This is a genomic window from Pseudomonas sp. NFACC02, assembly GCF_900110765.1.
In the GTDB taxonomy this organism is placed as follows: Bacteria; Pseudomonadota; Gammaproteobacteria; order Pseudomonadales; family Pseudomonadaceae; genus Aquipseudomonas.
Window position 1 is genome coordinate 1 of the sequence record NZ_FOEO01000069.1, and the last position, 16710, is coordinate 16710.

Consider the following 16710-nt stretch of genomic DNA (forward strand, 5'->3'; position numbering starts at 1 on the left):
AAGGCATCTGACAGGGTCGAGCGAGCGATGGGACCGGCCCGGAGATGGTAGCGATGCGGGGCCAGAGTCTCGGAGAAAGTCGCCAGGGACCGCAGGCTCAAGGCTTGGGTTAAATGGCCGCTGACCAACGTCACCAACAATTGCCAGGAAGTGCAGCGTTTGACGTAGCGATCAGCTTGATGTGCTTCGACGGATCGCTCGAATGAAGAGCGTGGGATGGCACTGAGCAACTGAGTTAAAAAAGTGCTGGAAAACATGAGTCAAAATCGAGTCTGAAAAATCCGATTATGACTGAAGGCGGCCAACAGCAAGGGGGAGCAAGCTCCCCCTTCGGTTTTTACCGGACACTAGTGACCGCCGCCATGGCCACCACGCTCGCGACGACCGTTCTGCTCGACGATCACGCTGACGTTGAAGCGCACCAGCGGACGCACGTCGGCGGCCAGACCGCCGTCGGTCGACGCCACCAGAATGCGCTCCCAGACACCGGCCATGCTGACCGTGACCTGCTGGATGCGCGGATCAAGGGCACGGGTGGCGGCGTCGACGCGCTTGAGCAGTTCGACTTTCTCGGCGCGGGTCATGACTTCCAGCGGGTTGTCCGGCGCGTACAACTGAGCGACGTCCTGCGTGGTGAACGCCTGAACCCGGCCATTCTGGCCTGCCCGGGAGATCGAACGCGCAGCGCGGGCCGCCTGACTCAGGGCCTCCGGCGTGATGGCGTTGCTGTAGGCGAAACCGGTTTTCTCACCCGATTGCGCACGCACGCCGACACCCTGATCGAGGTTGAAACTGCCTTCCTTGACGATACCGTCTTCCAGCGCCCAGGACTCGGAGATCTGCCCCTGGAAATACAGGTCGGCAGCGTCAATCCCGGGACCGGCAAGCTCTCCCAGCACCGATTGCAGGCTGTCGATGCTCAGGCCGCCTGGCGCCAGTAGGTGTTCGCTGACAGAGGACACGTGGCTCATATTCACTCCGGGGTGTTGGCAGGCCGCAAGGCGTCCTGCGAAAAAAATCGCCGGTGATTCGATACCGGCATCCGCGCCCGTATGGACGCTTGTTCTTGACTGTCTCGTTCGGCCAGCAGCACAGCTTCACCCTGCGCCTGCTCTGCCAGCACGCGGCCCCATGGATCTACGATCGCCGCGTGCCCAAATGTTTCCCTCGGCCCCGGATGAACCCCGCCTTGCGCGGCCGCCAGCACGTAGCACTGGGTTTCGATGGCTCTCGCGCGCAGCAGGACTTCCCAGTGCGCCGCGCCGGTGACGGCGGTAAAGGCCGACGGCGCGGTAATCAATTCGGCCCCTGCTTCACGCAGGGCGGTGTACAACTCGGGGAAGCGCAGGTCGTAACACACGGTCAGGCCCAATCGGCCTACCGGCGTATCGGCGACCACCACGTTGTTGCCATGAGCATAGTCGTCCGACTCGCGGTACCGACCGCGGTTGTCCGCCACATCCACGTCAAACAGGTGCAGCTTGTCGTACCGCGCCACCTGTTGCCCCTGATCGTCGACCAACAGCGAACACGCCGTGACTTTGCCTTCCGGCCGACCCTCAGGCGGCAGCGGCACTGTCCCGGCGACAATCCATAACGTGAGGTCGCGCGCGGCAAGTTTCAACCAGGGCAGGATCGGCCCTTCGCCCAGCGCTTCGGCCCGACCGATGGCAGCGACATCCCGACGGCCCATGGCGGCGAAGTTTTCCGGCAGCACCGCCAGCTTCGCCCCGGACGCCCCAGCTTGCTCAAGCAGCGCGCGCGCCTGAGCCAGATTGCCCTGGACATCGCTCTGGCTGACCATCTGAATCACTGCGAAGGACATGGTTGCTCCTTGATGGGTAGACCTGCACTGTACTCCAAGACACCGTAAGGCCGTAGTAAAGGGTGCAGCAACTGCCTTCCTCGCATCACATGTGCAGCCTCCCGCAGGGTGTAGGAGCGCGCTTGCTCTGGGCCGCACTCGGACGATCTGCCGCGCAGCGGTAGCAAAATCAGGCGACCCGGTTGTACCTGACCCACCGCATGCACCGGTTTTGCTGCCGGTTCCCGGCAGATCGCGGGACAAGCCACGCTCCTACACGTTGCGGGCAGAAGCCTCTAAGAGAGTCTGCCAGGTGATGTGAGGAAGACAGTTGCTACGCCTGCGGCAGAACCAACCTCAACTACTGCGGCTTTTCAAACGGCTTATCGAAGGTGATTTTTGGCTCTTTCCACGGCCCTTCGACCTTGTACTGAACACTGGCAAAGCGCGCGACGCGGTCGCCCAGTAGCTTGTCGACCAGGAACAACGCACCGCCGATGGCCGGCGCCCCGACAATCAGCGCCGCAATCGGCAGGTTGTTGGTGACCGGCAGTGTCACCAACAGCTTGGCGTCGACGCGATCTCGCACCATGTCCAGCGTGCCGTTGAGCTCTAGGTTGCTGGAGGGCCCGATCAACGTAATCGGGTCACGCGTCACGTAGACCCCATCGCTGGCGACCAACAGGCCTTTCACCTTGTCGTAGCTCAGGCCCTTGCCCAACAGGTCGGAGAAATCGAGGCGCAGACGACGACCAATGGAGTTGAAGTTGAGCAAGCCGAAAACGCGCAGTGCTTGAGCCCCGCCTTCCACCTCGACGAACTGGCCACTTTTGAGCGTGGCGTCCAGGCTGCCGGAGTAACGTTTCAGGCCCACCCAGGCGGGTGATCCCGGCCAGCGACCATCGACGTTCAGCTCGAACTCCTGACTGGTCACCGTCGGTGCGAAGCCCCATGCCTGCAGCACATCGGCCAGATTCTTGCCGCCCACCGGCCCCTTGAACCAGCTGGTGGTCGCCCCCGGCGTGCCTTCCCATCCCCCCTGACCCTGCAACACCATGCCCTTCAGGCCCAGATTCATGTCAGTGAACTGAAGACCATTCGGTGTCGGCCTGACCTTCAGCGACCAGGCGCCGACCAGTTGATCACCCTGGAACAGCTGGGTGATCTTGATGTTCATCGCCGGGATGTTGCGAGGATCGACGTCGGCGAGCGGGTCCGGCGCGTTTTCGACCACGGCGGCGTTCGGGTCCGGCGCGGGCAATTTCACATACAGAAGATTGATGTCAGCAGGCGTTGCCTTGTTATCCGGCAGCGTGGCCGAGCCTTTGATTTTCGAGCTGTCCAGCGACAGCCCCCAACTGGCGTCACTGCGTTTGAGCTGCACGTCGGCCTGATCGAGCGTCGTGCCCATGGCCGTGAGCTTGCCGATCTGCAGATCGACGCTGTTCAGCAGCTGTTTGGCACTGCCGCCCGGATCATTGCCGGCATAACGTTCGACCATCGCCTGCCATGGGGCGACGTCCAGTTCGGACAACGAACCACGGACCCGAAGCCCTTTGGCATCGGGAACAATTGCCCCGCCCTGGCCCAGAAACAATTCACCTCGCCCGTCCGCGAACTTGCCGGCAGGCGCGGCGAACGCGAAGTTGGCCAGATTGCCGTACCCCACGCCGATCCGCCGTTCAGGGCCCTGCAGGTTCATCCGGAAATCGGTGTCGCGGGTTTCACCGGCCGCCTTGCCGAAGGGCGCAGGCAGATCGACCGTCACCCCTTTCAGATTCGAGTTGATCAGCAACTGGCTGTCGGCGCCGTTGAGCGTGACCTGCAGCTGATACGGGAGGTCGCCCGAAACCGGCAGGGGTTGCGTGACGTTCAGCCAATCGGTCAACCGCTTGGTGGCGATCTGACTGCTGGCGGCGATACGCGTCACCGGGGCGCCCGGTTTGCCCTCGGCAAAGATTTCGGCGCTGAGGGGCTTGTCGAAGGCCATCGCCTTGATGTTCTTGCCGCTCAGTCCCTTGGCGTAGTCAAAGCGGAAATTGCCCTTGAGCTGCGTCAGATCGAGCACGGGGTCCGCCAGCCTCAAGCGGGCGCTGTCGGTGTTGAAGTCTACGGCGACCTTGGGCTCTTGCCCCTTGACCAACGGCACATCGAGATTGATATGGCCCTGCAGCGGACCTTCCGCCTGCCATCCGGCAAACGTCTGCCCGGTGCCGATAGGCGCCTCCTGCAAAATCTTCATGCCGTCCTGAAGACTGCCGTTGAAGTCGCCGTCCACCAGCAAATGGCTGGGCTGGCCCGCCGGGGCGTGAGGCACCTCCACCGCGACGTTGCTGACCTGCGTATTCAGCAACTGACCTTTGCTTGCCCGGATCCGCACGCCGCTGTTCTCAACGAACACGTTCCCGTCGACACCGGTCAGCTGCGGCCAGCCCGGCTGGAACGCCAGATTCGCATTCTGCACGTTGAAAAACAGCGTAATGACCCGCGCCACGTCCGGAGCATCGTGGTTGATCGAGCCCTGATACTGGAAGAAGCCTTCCTTGACGTTGCCGCTCAGCACGGCCGTGCGCAGCCATTGATCAACGCCGGGGTTGAGCATGGCGGGCAGGTACTTGGACGTGTATTTGCCGTCGCCATCGACCATGCCCACGCGCAGGTCCATGTAGTCTTCCTGATCGTGGTTGAAATGCAGACGGATCAGAAAATCACTGGCGATCTTGCCTTCATCGCCGAGAACCTTGATGTACGGCGCGATCAGTGTGAAGCCCTGATCGTCCAGCGCATAGGTCAAGCGTGCTTCGGCATGCCGGTACCGCCACTCATTGTTGAAGATCGGCGCCAGATGAAGCATGAAGTCGTCGGTGTTCAGGCGCAGCTCGCCCTGCCCCAGATCACCACTGATGGCGCCGCTGACGTTTCCGGCGGCCGGTGCGCCGTGATATGCGTCGAAGCCCAGCTTGTCCAGGTTCGCGGCAAAGCTGACGCGCTTCGGCCCTTCGGCTTGCGGGCGATAGTCGAGCAGCAGATTACGCACGCCGCCGGTGAAATTCAGGTGGTCGAGGACGACCATCAGCTTGTCCGGAAGTGGTGCGAGCGAATCCAGCAACGGCGTGATCGGGGTCAGATCCATCCGGTCAGCCTGGACGTGCCACAGTTCTTCGTCACTGGCGGTGGCAGCGGTCTGTGTCAGGTCAATCCGGCTTTCCCAGCGCTTGCTGGCAATGTCCATCGCCAGCGAATTCACCGCCACCGTGAAGCCCTTGTCATTGCGCTGGAACCACGCGTTGAGCGCCAGGTTGTCGATCCGAGACGTCTTGCGGTCGGCGTAGGCGCCCTTGAACTGCGGCGCATTGAGCCGCGCGACGGCGTTCTGCAGCATGCCTTTGCCCCAGGTCAGCCAGAATTCACCACCGGCCTTGACGTTACTGATCTTCCAGTCACGGGTCAGGCTCTTCGGCAACCATTTCGCCCAGTCGCTCTGCGGCAGGCTCAGGTACGCCTCGGCTTCGCCGTCCCGCCATTCGCTGGCGCGCACTTTCGAACGCACGTTGAACGACATCGGCTGACCGTCAGGCAATGTGGCGCGGGCATCGAGGCGCTGGCGCTGGCTGCCGGTCTTCAGGGTCATGCTGAAGTAGGTCAGGGTGAGTGGCGATTGCTCGTAGGGCTGCAGCGTGATCTGACTGTCGAACAACGACAGCTGCGAGATCATCTGCATTTGCGTTAACACCTGTTCGGGATCGAAGGGCTTGTCGTCCTGAACCGGAAGACCCTGAAGCGCCCAATGCCCGTCTTTGTCTTCCTTGAGCCCCAGTTGCAGGCCGTCGAGCTCAAGCCGGGCGATACGCACCTGGCGCGCCTTTACCGTGGCCCACAAATCGGGCACTGCGCGCACATGGTCCAGCCGCATGCTGTTGGCGCCCTCACCCACCATCACGTCCCGAGCGACGAAGATCGGAGAAAACCCGCTCCAACTGCCTTCCAGCCGTCCGATGCTGACGGGCATACCGACCGCAGCCTGTGCCTTGCTCTCAACGTCGGCGCGGTATTCCGCGACCATGGGCGCCAATTGCCGGCCCACGCTGACGTACAGCGCCACCAGAACCAGCACCAGCGCACACACACTCAGGCCCCAACGCGTCAGGGCCGCGAAGAAACGTGTCAGACGCTCCATGTCGCCGAACCTCCGTGCAGAGCGCCTGGAAATGGCATCCGGCTCAAGCGTGCAGGTGTCTGTTCGTCCGGAAAAAACTCATTCGCCACGCATAATTCTCTTTGAAGGGCATCCTTGCCATCGGCCGTTCGGGCTCGTTTGTCTGATGTCAACAGCAGCACGAAGGTGTGCCGGGGCATTCTTGAGCCCGCTCGACTGCTTTCAAGCACTGTCAGAGCAGCACAACGTCATATTGTTCCTGGGAATACATGGTTTCGACCTGAAAGCGAATGGTCCGGCCGATGAACACCTCAAGTTCGGCCACGTTACCCGACTCCTCGTCGAGTAACCTATCCACGACTTTCTGGTTGGCCAGCACCCGATACCCCAACGCCTGATAGGCACGGGCTTCACGCAGGATCTCGCGAAAGATCTCGTAACAGATAGTCTCCGGGGTTTTCAGTTTGCCGCGCCCCTGACAGCTGCTGCACGGCTCGCACAGCACTTGCTCAAGGCTCTCACGGGTGCGCTTGCGGGTCATCTGGACCAGGCCAAGCTCGGTGATGCCAATGATGTTGGTCTTGGCATGGTCGCGTTCGAGCTGCTTTTCCAGCGTGCGCAAGACCTGACGCTGGTGCTCGCCGTCTTCCATGTCGATGAAGTCGATGATGATGATCCCGCCCAGGTTGCGCAGACGCAGTTGGCGGGCAATCGCTGTGGCGGCTTCCAGGTTGGTTTTGAAGATGGTTTCTTCAAGATTGCGGTGACCGACGAACGCCCCGGTATTGACGTCGATGGTGGTCATCGCTTCCGCCGGGTCGATCACCAGATAGCCGCCCGACTTGAGCGGTACCTTGCGCTCCAGCGCCCTCTGGATTTCGTCCTCGACCCCGTACAGATCGAAAATCGGCCGCTCGCCGGGATAGTGTTCAAGGCGATCAGCGATTTCCGGCATCAGTTCATCGACGAACTGCGTGGTCTTCTGGAAGGTTTCACGGGAATCGATGCGGATCTTTTCGATCTTCGGACTGACCAGGTCACGCAGCGTGCGCAGCGCAAGGCCAAGGTCTTCGTAGATCACGCTGGCGGGGCTGATGGTCTTGATCTGCTCGCCGATCTGATCCCACAAGCGACGCAGATAGCGGATGTCCATCATGATTTCATCGGCCCCGGCGCCTTCGGCAGCGGTGCGCAGAATGAAACCGCCCTTCTCCTTGATACCTTCCTTGGCCACGCAGTCGCTGACGACCTGCTTGAGACGCTCTCGCTCGGCTTCGTCTTCGATCTTCAGGGAAATGCCGACGTGGGCCGTGCGTGGCATGTACACCAGGTAGCGCGACGGAATGGAGAGTTGAGTGGTCAGGCGTGCGCCCTTGCTGCCGATCGGGTCTTTGGTGACCTGTACCACCAGGCTCTGGCCTTCATGCACCAGCGAACTGATGGTTTCGACCGCAGGGCCTTCACGCATGGAGATTTCCGAGGCGTGAATGAAAGCTGCGCGGTCCAGACCGATGTCGATGAACGCGGCCTGCATCCCGGGCAACACGCGTACGACCTTGCCTTTGTAGATGTTGCCGACGATCCCGCGACGCTGGGTCCGCTCGACATGGACTTCTTGCAAAACCCCGTTCTCAACCACGGCCACGCGCGACTCCATCGGCGTGATGTTGATCAGAATCTCTTCACTCATGGTTTGTCACCTTCCAGGCATTGCCAACAGGGTATGCCGAAACGCTGGAGGATTTCTGCGGTTTCGCACAATGGCAAGCCGACGACCGCAGAATAGCTGCCGTTGAGGTGATCCACGAACACTGCGCCCAGCCCCTGAATGCCGTAGCTGCCTGCTTTGTCGCGCGGCTCGCCACTGGCCCAGTACGCGCGGGCTTCTTCGCTGGAAATGGCGCGAAAACGCACACGGCTGCTGACGACACGGGTTTCGCAATGCTGTTCATCGACCACGGCGATGGCGGTCAGCACGTCGTGCTCGCGGTTCGACAGCATGGCGAGCATGGCCAACGCCTCGGCTTCGTCGGCGGGTTTACCGAGAATGCGGCCATCGAGCACGACAGCGGTATCGGCGCCCAGCACGCAGGCGGTGGGATAAGCCGGGTCATTGGCGAGTTGCAGCAGCCCGGCGTCCGCCTTGCCGCGCGCCAGACGCTCGACATAAGCGGCGGGCGTTTCGTCCTGGAGCGGTGTTTCGTCGATGTCCGCGCTGAGCGTGGTAAACGGCACGCCGATCTGCGTCAGCAGTTCACGACGGCGCGGGGAGCCGGAGGCGAGAAGAAGTTGTGGCATGGGACGTCTCCGTGTCATTGACTTTCAGCTTAGGCGTTGCGTGAAAACAGGTGACGCTTGCTCTGCCCCCCGGCAGCGCCTACAGCCTCCGGCCAGCGTCAAAAACCGTCTTCAGTTGATCTTCAATCGCAACCGCAGTCCACGCAGTCCGTAGCTGACCCACGGCCAGAGCAAGGCGCTGACCAACGCGGGCAGCACCAGCGCAAGGGTCGGCTGGCGGTTGCCGGTCAGCGCGCTGAGCCATAGCTGAGCCAGTTGCGCCAAGCCAAAAATCACCAGGAGCACCAGGCATTGCTGCCACATCGGGAACATGCGCAACCGTTGCTGCAGCGACAGGACCAGGAAGGTAATCAGCGTCAGGATCAACGCGTTTTGTCCCAGTAACGTTCCATACAACACGTCTTCGGCCAGGCCCAGCATCCAGGCGGTGACCATGCCTATCTTGTGTGGCAAAGCCAAAGCCCAGAATGCCAGCAGCAGCGCCAGCCAGAGCGGGCGAAAGATTTCCATGAATTGCGGGAGCGGCGAGACGCTGAGCAGCAGACCGATCGCAAAGGTCAGCCAGACCACCCAGCCGTTTCGTGCGGGCGCGTGACGAGCCATTATTCTTCCCTCTCGCGCGCTGCAGCGGGCGCGGCAGCCGGCGTGGTCGGTTTGGGGGTGGCGGGTTTCGCAGCCGGCTTGGCGGCCGGTTTGCTCGCAGGTTTGGCCGGTGCCGTGGCAGGCGCGGAGGTCGTCGCGGGCGCCGTTGGGGTGGAAGCAGGTGCCGGAGCGCTACCGTGAGCGGCGGCCGCCGGCTTGGGCACCGTGGCCGGGACAACCGGCTTGTTGGGTGTCGCCGTCGGCGCAGCGCCCGGCACAGTGGCCGAAGGAACGGCGGCGGGGTCAGCAGCCTGACGGTCAAGCGATTCCTGCTGTTGCGCGGCGTCGGCGGCGCGTTCCTCAGGCGAACGGCCGTCCGAGAACACCAGAAGCAGATAACGACTGCGGTTCAATGCGGCCGTTGGCACCGCACGGACGATTGCAAACGGCTGGCCGGAGTCGTGAATCACTTCCGTGACCGTCGCCACCGGATAACCCGCCGGGAAACGCTGCCCCAGACCGGAGCTCACCAGCAGGTCGCCTTCCTTGATGTCGGCGGTGTCGGCGACGTGACGCAGTTCCAGACGTTCCGGGTTACCGGTGCCGCTGGCGATCGCACGCAGACCGTTGCGGTTCACCTGAACCGGGATGCTGTGGGTCGTGTCGGTCAGCAGGAGCACCCGCGAGGTGTACGGCATCAATTCGACCACCTGGCCCATCAGACCCCGTGCGTCGAGCACCGGCTGGCCCAGCACCACGCCATCACGCTCACCTTTGTTGATGATGATGCGGTGCGTGAAGGGATTCGGGTCCATGCCGATCAATTCGGCGACTTCGACCTTCTCGTTGACCAGTGCCGACGAGTTCAGCAACTCGCGCAGGCGCACGTTCTGCTCGGTCAGGGCAGCCAGCTTTTGCAGGCGGCCTTGCAGCAGCAGGTTTTCGGTCTTGAGTTTTTCGTTTTCAGCGGCGAGTTCGGTGCGACTGCCAAACTGGCTGGCGACACCCTGATACAGACGCTCAGGCAGGTCGGCGATCCAGTACGACTCCATCAGGACCAGCGACATCTGACTGCGAACAGGCTTGAGCAGCGTGAAGCGCGCGTCCACCACCATGACGGCCACGGAGAGCACGACCAGCACCAGCAGACGAATGCCCAGCGACGGGCCCTTTGAGAAAAGCGGTTTAATAGGCCGCTCCTTCCAGGAATGCTTGTGTTTGGCTGTGCTTATTCATGCGACATGAAACCGGCCTGGTGCGGATGGGTGGAAATACAGGGGCGTCAGATTTGCAGCATCAGGCTTTCAATACAACAGCAAGACGTCGACAAACCAAACACACACAGGCAGCACCGAGCGATGCTGCCTGTCGAGCTCATCAGGGTAGAGCTCCGGCGACTTATTCGCTGGAGAGCAGGTCCATGGTGTGCTTGTCCATCATTTCCAGCGCACGGCCACCGCCGCGTGCCACGCAGGTCAGCGGGTCTTCGGCAACGATCACCGGCAGACCGGTTTCCTGGGCCAGCAGTTTGTCCAGGTCACGCAGCAAGGCGCCGCCACCGGTCAGGACCAGACCGCGCTCGGCGATGTCCGATGCCAGCTCGGGCGGAGACTGTTCCAGCGCGCTCTTGACGGCCTGAACGATGGTTGCCAGGGATTCCTGCAACGCTTCCAGCACTTCGTTGGAGTTCAGGGTGAAGGCACGTGGCACGCCTTCGGCCAGGTTACGACCGCGTACGTCGACTTCACGCACTTCGCCGCCCGGGTAGGCAGTACCGATTTCCTGCTTGATGCGCTCGGCGGTGGATTCGCCGATCAGGCTGCCGTAGTTGCGACGCACGTAAGTGATGATCGCTTCGTCGAAACGGTCGCCGCCCACGCGCACGGATTCGGCGTACACCACACCGTTCAGGGAGATCAGGGCGATTTCAGTGGTACCACCACCGATGTCGACGACCATCGACCCACGCGCTTCTTCGACCGGCAGACCGGCACCGATGGCGGCTGCCATGGGTTCTTCGATCAGGAACACTTCACGCGCACCCGCACCCAGGGCCGATTCGCGAATGGCGCGACGCTCAACCTGGGTGGACTTGCACGGTACGCAGATCAGCACACGAGGGCTTGGCTGCAAGAAACTGTTTTCATGCACTTTGTTGATGAAATACTGGAGCATCTTTTCGCACACGCTGAAATCGGCGATGACGCCGTCTTTCATCGGACGAATGGCAGCGATGTTGCCCGGGGTACGGCCCAGCATACGCTTGGCTTCCATCCCGACAGCAACGACGCTCTTCTGATTTCCGTGGGTCCGGATGGCCACAACCGATGGCTCGTTCAGGACAATACCGCGCTCACGCACGTAAATAAGGGTGTTGGCAGTGCCCAGGTCGATGGAAAGATCGCTGGAAAACATGCCACGCAGTTTCTTGAACATGGGAAAGGGACCCTAGGGAACGCGTGGGTAAAAAAGTGCGGCAAACTCTAACAACGACAGGGATTTTGGGCAAGGAGCCAATATGCTAAATTGGCTGTTTTTCCGAGCACTACCCTCGACGTTCGCGGCCTTATGACCGTTTAAAGGGCGTAGTGTTCCGCAATCTGACGTACGGTCCATCCCGTACGCATTCCACTGGAGAACCCCATGGCGCTTGATCGCTCCGACGTGGAAAAAATCGCTCATCTGGCCCGACTGGGGCTCAATGACGCCGATATCCCGCGTACTACCGAAGCACTGAACAGCATTCTCGGGCTGGTTGACCAGATGCAGGCCGTCGACACCACCGGTATCGACCCCCTCGCGCACCCGCTTGAAGCCTCGCAAAGGCTGCGTGAAGACGTGGTCAGCGAAGCCAATCACCGCGATTCTTATCAAGCCATCGCACCAGCGGTCGAAGACGGCCTTTATCTGGTTCCGAAAGTCATCGACTAAGGGAATGAGCCTGCAATGCATCAAATGACTCTGGCAGAGATCGCTCGCGGACTTGCCGATAAACAGTTTTCTTCCGAAGAATTGACCCGCAACCTGCTGGCGCGCATCGCGCAAGTGGACCCGCAGCTCAACAGCTTCATTTCTGTCACCGAAGACCTGGCCGTCACTCAGGCCCAGGCCGCTGACGCCCGCCGTGCCGCTGGCGAAACCGGCGCCCTGCTGGGCGCTCCGCTGGCGCACAAGGACCTGTTCTGCACTAAAGGCATTCGCACCAGCTGTGCCTCGAAGATGCTCGACAACTTCAAGGCGCCCTACGACGCGACCGTCGTTGCCAAGCTGGCAGCAGCGGGCACCGTGACACTGGGCAAGACCAACATGGACGAATTCGCCATGGGGTCGGCCAACGAGTCCAGCCACTACGGCGCGGTGAAAAACCCGTGGAACCTGGCGCATGTGCCGGGCGGCTCGTCGGGTGGATCGGCAGCGGCCGTTGCCGCGCGTCTGTTGCCCGCCGCCACCGGCACCGACACCGGCGGCTCGATTCGCCAACCCGCCGCGCTGACCAACCTGACCGGTCTGAAGCCGACATACGGTCGTGTCTCGCGCTGGGGCATGATCGCCTACGCGTCCAGCCTCGATCAGGCAGGCCCAATGGCCCGCACCGCCGAAGACTGCGCGCTGCTGCTGCAGGGCATGGCCGGTTTCGACATCAATGACTCCACCAGCATCGACGAGCCGGTACCGGATTACAGCGCTGGCCTCACTGCCTCGCTGCAAGGCCTGCGCATCGGTGTGCCGAAGGAATACTTCAGCGCCGGTCTCGACCCGCGCATTGCCGATCTGGTCATGGCCAGCGTCGAAGAGCTGAAAAAGCTCGGCGCGGTGGTCAAGGAAGTCAGCCTGCCGAACCTGCAGCACGCGATCCCTGCTTATTACGTGATCGCACCAGCAGAAGCCTCGTCCAACCTGTCGCGTTTCGACGGCGTGCGCTTCGGCTATCGCTGCGAAGACCCGAAAGACCTGACCGACCTGTACAAGCGCTCGCGCGGCGAAGGCTTCGGGCCGGAAGTGCAGCGCCGGATCATGGTCGGCGCCTACGCACTGTCCGCCGGTTATTACGATGCTTATTACCTGCAAGCGCAGAAGATTCGCCGTCTGATCAAGAACGACTTCATGAGCGCGTTCAACGAAGTCGACGTGATCCTGGGCCCTACCACGCCGAACCCGGCCTGGAAGATCGGCGCCAAGAATGCCGACCCGATCGCGGAATACCTGGAAGACTTCTACACCATCACCGCCAACCTCGCCGGTCTGCCGGGCCTGTCGATGCCGGCCGGTTTTGCCGACGGGCTGCCGGTGGGCGTGCAACTGCTGGCGCCGTACTTCCAGGAAGGCCGCCTGCTCAACGTCGCGCACCAGTATCAATTGGTGACCGACTGGCACACTCGCTCGCCTGAAGGCTTCTAAGGAGAAAACGCATGCAATGGGAAGTCGTCATCGGGCTGGAGATTCACACCCAGCTCACCACCCAATCGAAGATTTTCTCCGGTAGCGCCACCACGTTCGGCTCCGAGCCCAACACCCAGGCCAGCCTCGTCGACCTGGGCATGCCCGGCACGCTGCCGGTGCTGAACAAGGAAGCCGTACACATGGCGGTCAAGTTCGGCCTGGCGATCGATGCCGAAATCGGTCAGCACAACGTGTTCGCCCGCAAGAACTACTTCTACCCGGACCTGCCGAAGGGCTATCAGATCAGCCAGATGGAATTGCCGATTGTCGGCAAGGGTCACCTGGACATCACCCTTGAGGACGGCACCATCAAGCGCATTGGCGTCACCCGTGCCCACCTTGAGGAAGACGCCGGCAAGAGCCTGCACGAAGACTACAGCGGCATGACCGGTATCGACCTGAACCGCGCCGGCACGCCCCTGCTGGAAATCGTTTCCGAGCCCGACATGCGTTCGGCCAAGGAAGCGGTCGCCTACGTCAAGGCGATGCACGCGCTGGTCCGTTACCTGGGCATCTGCGACGGCAACATGGCCGAAGGGTCGCTGCGTTGCGACTGCAACGTCTCGGTTCGTCCGAAAGGCCAGGTCGAGTTCGGCACCCGCTGTGAGATCAAGAACGTCAACTCGTTCCGTTTCATCGAAAAGGCGATCAACAGCGAGATTCAACGTCAGATCGACCTGATCGAAGACGGTGGCAAGGTCATTCAGCAAACGCGCCTGTACGACCCGAACACCAACGAAACCCGCGCCATGCGCAGCAAGGAAGAAGCCAACGACTACCGTTACTTCCCGGATCCCGACCTGCTGCCGGTGGTCATCGAGGACGCGTTCCTTGAGACGGTCCGCGCCAGCCTGCCGGAACTGCCGCCGCAGAAACGCGAGCGCTTCCAGTCGCAGTTCGGCCTGTCGCTCTACGACGCCAGCGTGCTGGCTTCCAGCCGCGAACAGGCGGATTACTTCGAGAAGGTGGTCAGCATTGCCGGTGACGCCAAGCTGGCGGCCAACTGGGTCATGGTCGAGCTGGGTTCGTTGCTGAACAAGCAAGGCGTGGAAATCGATGAATCACCGGTCAGCGCCGAGCAACTGGGCGGCATGCTGCAACGCATCACCGACAACACCATCTCCGGCAAGATCGCCAAAATGGTCTTCGAGGCGATGGCCAATGGTGAAGGCAACGCCGACGAGATCATCGAGAAACGCGGCCTGAAACAGGTGACCGACAGCGGCGCCATCGAGTCGATTCTGGACGACATGCTCAAGGCCAACGCCGAGCAGGTCGAACAGTACCGCGCCGCCGATGAAGCCAAGCGCGGCAAGATGTTCGGCTTCTTCGTCGGCCAGGCCATGAAAGCGTCCAGAGGCAAGGCCAACCCGGGGCAGGTCAACGAACTGTTGAAGCGCAAGCTGGAGGGTTGATCCAGTCAGCCTCGCTCTGAACTGTAGGAGCGTGGCTTGCCCCGCGATCGGCTGCGAAGCAGTCGTAAAATCGGTAAATGCAGTGCATCAGAATCTATTGCATTTGCAGATTTTGCCGGCGCTTCGCGTCAGATCGTCCGGATGCGGCCCAGACACAAGCCACGCTCCTACATGGGGTCGGCTCTCTGAAGTGAGCTTGCTCTGGGCGGCATTCCGACGATGACGTCATCCCAGGCAACATAGAATTGCCGGGCAAACATATCCAAAGGACTCTCACCCATGTGGCGGTTCCTCGGCGCTTGCGCCCTGTTCTCTTTGCTGGCCGGTTGCGCCAGCGAAGGCATCATCGATCCACACGGCTACAACGCAACAGGCGGCGCCTCTTATTACGGCGCCCGACATCAAGGCAAGCGCACCGCCAGCGGTGAGCGCTTCGACCAGAATTCCCTGACGGCCGCGCATCGCCAACTGCCGTTCGGCACGCGCGTGCAAGTCACCAATCTGGACAACGATCGTAAGGTCGTGGTCCGCATCAACGACCGTGGGCCACACACGCGCGGCCGGCTGATCGACGTATCGCGCGCAGCCGCCGAACAATTGGGTATGCTGCGCAGCGGAACTGCCCAAGTCCGGGTGCAAGCCCTCGATGACTGACTCTGACCGAAAGGTGCCCTGAATTCTCGCCTTCTCTACCCTTTCGCTGCCCACGCTGATCGAACTGATCGGCGGGCTGCTGATGATGATCATCGGCGCTGAGCTATCGGTGCGCGCCGCCGTGGTGCTGGCTGCCCTGCTGAAAACACGCCCACTGTTCCTCGGCCTGACCGTTGTCGCGCTGGGCAGCAGTGCGCCGCAAATGGCGGTCGGCTTGCAGGCGGCGCTGAGCGACAGCACGGACATTGCCGTGGGTAGCGTGATTGGCAGCAATATCTTCAACATCCTCGTCACGCTCGGCCTGTCTGCGCTGATCATTCCATTGCGCGTGGCCCGGCAAATGGTCAGGGTCGACCTGCCGTTGATGATCGGCGCCACCGGACTGGTTGCCGCGCTGGCCTGGAACGGTGTCCTGAGCGGTGTGGACGGTGTGATTCTGCTGATCGCCATGGCCGGTTACCTGGCGGTCGTGATCCGCCAGTTCGCCCATGGCGCACGGCATTTCGAGGCAACGGACGCGGTGCCGAAGCGTAAGGTCTGGGCGATCCTTGGCAGGCTGGCGCTGATGGCGTGTGGTCTGGCGCTGCTGATTCTCGGCAGCCACCTGCTCGTCGGCGCGGCCGCAGTCGTCGCTCAGGACCTTGGCTTGTCGGAACGGGTGATTGGCCTGACCGTGATTGCCGTCGCGACCTCCCTGCCCGCCTTGATGACCTCGCTGGTCGCCGCCCTGCGCGGGGAACGGGACATTGCGGTCGGCAACATCATTGGCAGCAACCTGTTCAACCTGCTGGGCGTATTGGGCGTCACTGCGCTGATCGCCTCAGGGCCGCTCTCGATCTCACCCAATGCGCTGGACTTCGACCTGCCGGTGATGCTGGGCGTCGCTGTGTTGTGCCTGCCATTGTTCTATTCGGGTTACCGCATTACCCGGCTGGAAGGACTCCTGCTGTTGGGCCTGTATGCGGTGTACGGCTTGCATATCATCTCCTTCACCACGGGCATGCCACTGGCGGGAAGGCTGGAGCGCTTGATGATTCTTTACGCGCTGCCGGTGCTGGGCACCGCCGTGCTGATCGGCACCGTCAGGGCGTGGCGCAGGCAGCACTGAGAGGTCGCAATCCGTCACCCTTCTGACGGTCATTTCCCTGTAGGAGTGAGCTTGCTCGCGATTGCGGGGCATCAATCAACGTTGCAGCGCCTGACACTGCGCATCGCGAGCAAGCTCACTCAGTTAACAATGCGGCGCGGATGATTGATGCACGCATCAAAGAAAGCGAGGAGCGTTAGCTCCAGCCCACGCTGTTCATATACGCGACAGTCCAGACACCACAAATCGCGACTTGGGTGCAGGCCAAACGCAG

Annotated in this window: 13 protein-coding genes and 1 pseudogene; 5 read left to right on the forward strand and 9 right to left on the reverse strand. The window is 61.8% G+C overall.

The genetic code is table 11. The annotated features are described in order from the left end of the window. The 9 genes and pseudogenes from BMY73_RS26930 to mreB all read right to left on the reverse strand — a co-directional run. Nucleotides 1-257: DUF4372 domain-containing protein (locus BMY73_RS26930; RefSeq protein ID WP_139214288.1), on the reverse strand; the 257-nt coding region annotated here is incomplete at its 3' end. 96 nt (nucleotides 258-353) lie between these two features. After that, nucleotides 354-971 (reverse strand): annotated as a pseudogene (locus BMY73_RS26935) (PmbA/TldA family metallopeptidase); the annotation flags it as partial. Between the two features lie 2 nt (nucleotides 972-973). Continuing rightward, complete coding sequence (locus BMY73_RS26940) at nucleotides 974-1825, reverse strand: carbon-nitrogen hydrolase family protein (protein WP_092410930.1); 852 nt, start codon at nucleotides 1823-1825, stop codon at nucleotides 974-976. Nucleotides 1826-2165: 340 nt separating this feature from the next. Continuing rightward, nucleotides 2166-5981: a YhdP family protein gene (locus tag BMY73_RS26945; RefSeq protein WP_092410932.1), complete on the reverse strand. Its 3816-nt coding sequence runs from the start codon at nucleotides 5979-5981 to the stop codon at nucleotides 2166-2168. 211 nt (nucleotides 5982-6192) lie between these two features. Continuing rightward, entirely contained in the window at nucleotides 6193-7650 is a 1458-nt protein-coding gene (rng, locus tag BMY73_RS26950) for a ribonuclease G (protein WP_062388566.1), read from the reverse strand. Then, a complete protein-coding gene (locus BMY73_RS26955) occupies nucleotides 7647-8258 on the reverse strand; it encodes a Maf family protein (protein ID WP_092410934.1) in 612 nt (203 codons plus the stop codon). Before BMY73_RS26955 ends, rng begins: the two co-directional genes overlap by 4 nt. Before the next feature lie 111 nt (nucleotides 8259-8369). Next, entirely contained in the window at nucleotides 8370-8861 is a 492-nt protein-coding gene (gene mreD, locus BMY73_RS26960) for a rod shape-determining protein MreD (RefSeq protein WP_062388559.1), read from the reverse strand. Beyond that, a complete protein-coding gene (gene mreC, locus BMY73_RS26965) occupies nucleotides 8861-10000 on the reverse strand; it encodes a rod shape-determining protein MreC (protein ID WP_371915000.1) in 1140 nt (379 codons plus the stop codon). The genes mreD and mreC overlap by 1 nt, the downstream gene beginning before the upstream one ends. A 238-nt stretch (nucleotides 10001-10238) precedes the next feature. Continuing rightward, the gene (mreB, locus tag BMY73_RS26970) at nucleotides 10239-11276 is read right to left on the reverse strand and encodes a rod shape-determining protein MreB (RefSeq protein WP_020292894.1); all 1038 of its coding nucleotides are present in this window, start codon (nucleotides 11274-11276) and stop codon (nucleotides 10239-10241) included. 207 nt (nucleotides 11277-11483) lie between these two features. Here mreB and gatC point away from each other — a divergent pair, with 207 nt between their 5' ends. From gatC to BMY73_RS26995, 5 genes are all read left to right on the forward strand, one after another. After that, a complete protein-coding gene (gatC, locus tag BMY73_RS26975; RefSeq protein ID WP_062388552.1) occupies nucleotides 11484-11771 on the forward strand; it encodes an Asp-tRNA(Asn)/Glu-tRNA(Gln) amidotransferase subunit GatC in 288 nt (95 codons plus the stop codon). A gap of 15 nt (nucleotides 11772-11786) precedes the next feature. After that, nucleotides 11787-13238, forward strand: coding sequence for an Asp-tRNA(Asn)/Glu-tRNA(Gln) amidotransferase subunit GatA (gene gatA / locus BMY73_RS26980; RefSeq protein WP_092410938.1), 1452 nt, complete (start codon nucleotides 11787-11789; stop codon nucleotides 13236-13238). 11 nt (nucleotides 13239-13249) lie between these two features. Next, a complete protein-coding gene (gene gatB, locus BMY73_RS26985; RefSeq protein WP_092410940.1) occupies nucleotides 13250-14695 on the forward strand; it encodes an Asp-tRNA(Asn)/Glu-tRNA(Gln) amidotransferase subunit GatB in 1446 nt (481 codons plus the stop codon). A gap of 279 nt (nucleotides 14696-14974) precedes the next feature. After that, on the forward strand, nucleotides 14975-15349 hold the full coding sequence (locus BMY73_RS26990; protein WP_062388542.1) for a septal ring lytic transglycosylase RlpA family protein: 375 nt from the start codon (nucleotides 14975-14977) through the stop codon (nucleotides 15347-15349). 55 nt (nucleotides 15350-15404) lie between these two features. Further along, nucleotides 15405-16457 carry a calcium/sodium antiporter gene (locus tag BMY73_RS26995; protein WP_092410942.1) on the forward strand — a complete coding sequence of 351 codons (1053 nt, stop codon included), beginning with the start codon at nucleotides 15405-15407 and terminating at the stop codon, nucleotides 16455-16457. The last annotated feature ends 253 nt before the right edge of the window (nucleotides 16458-16710 follow it).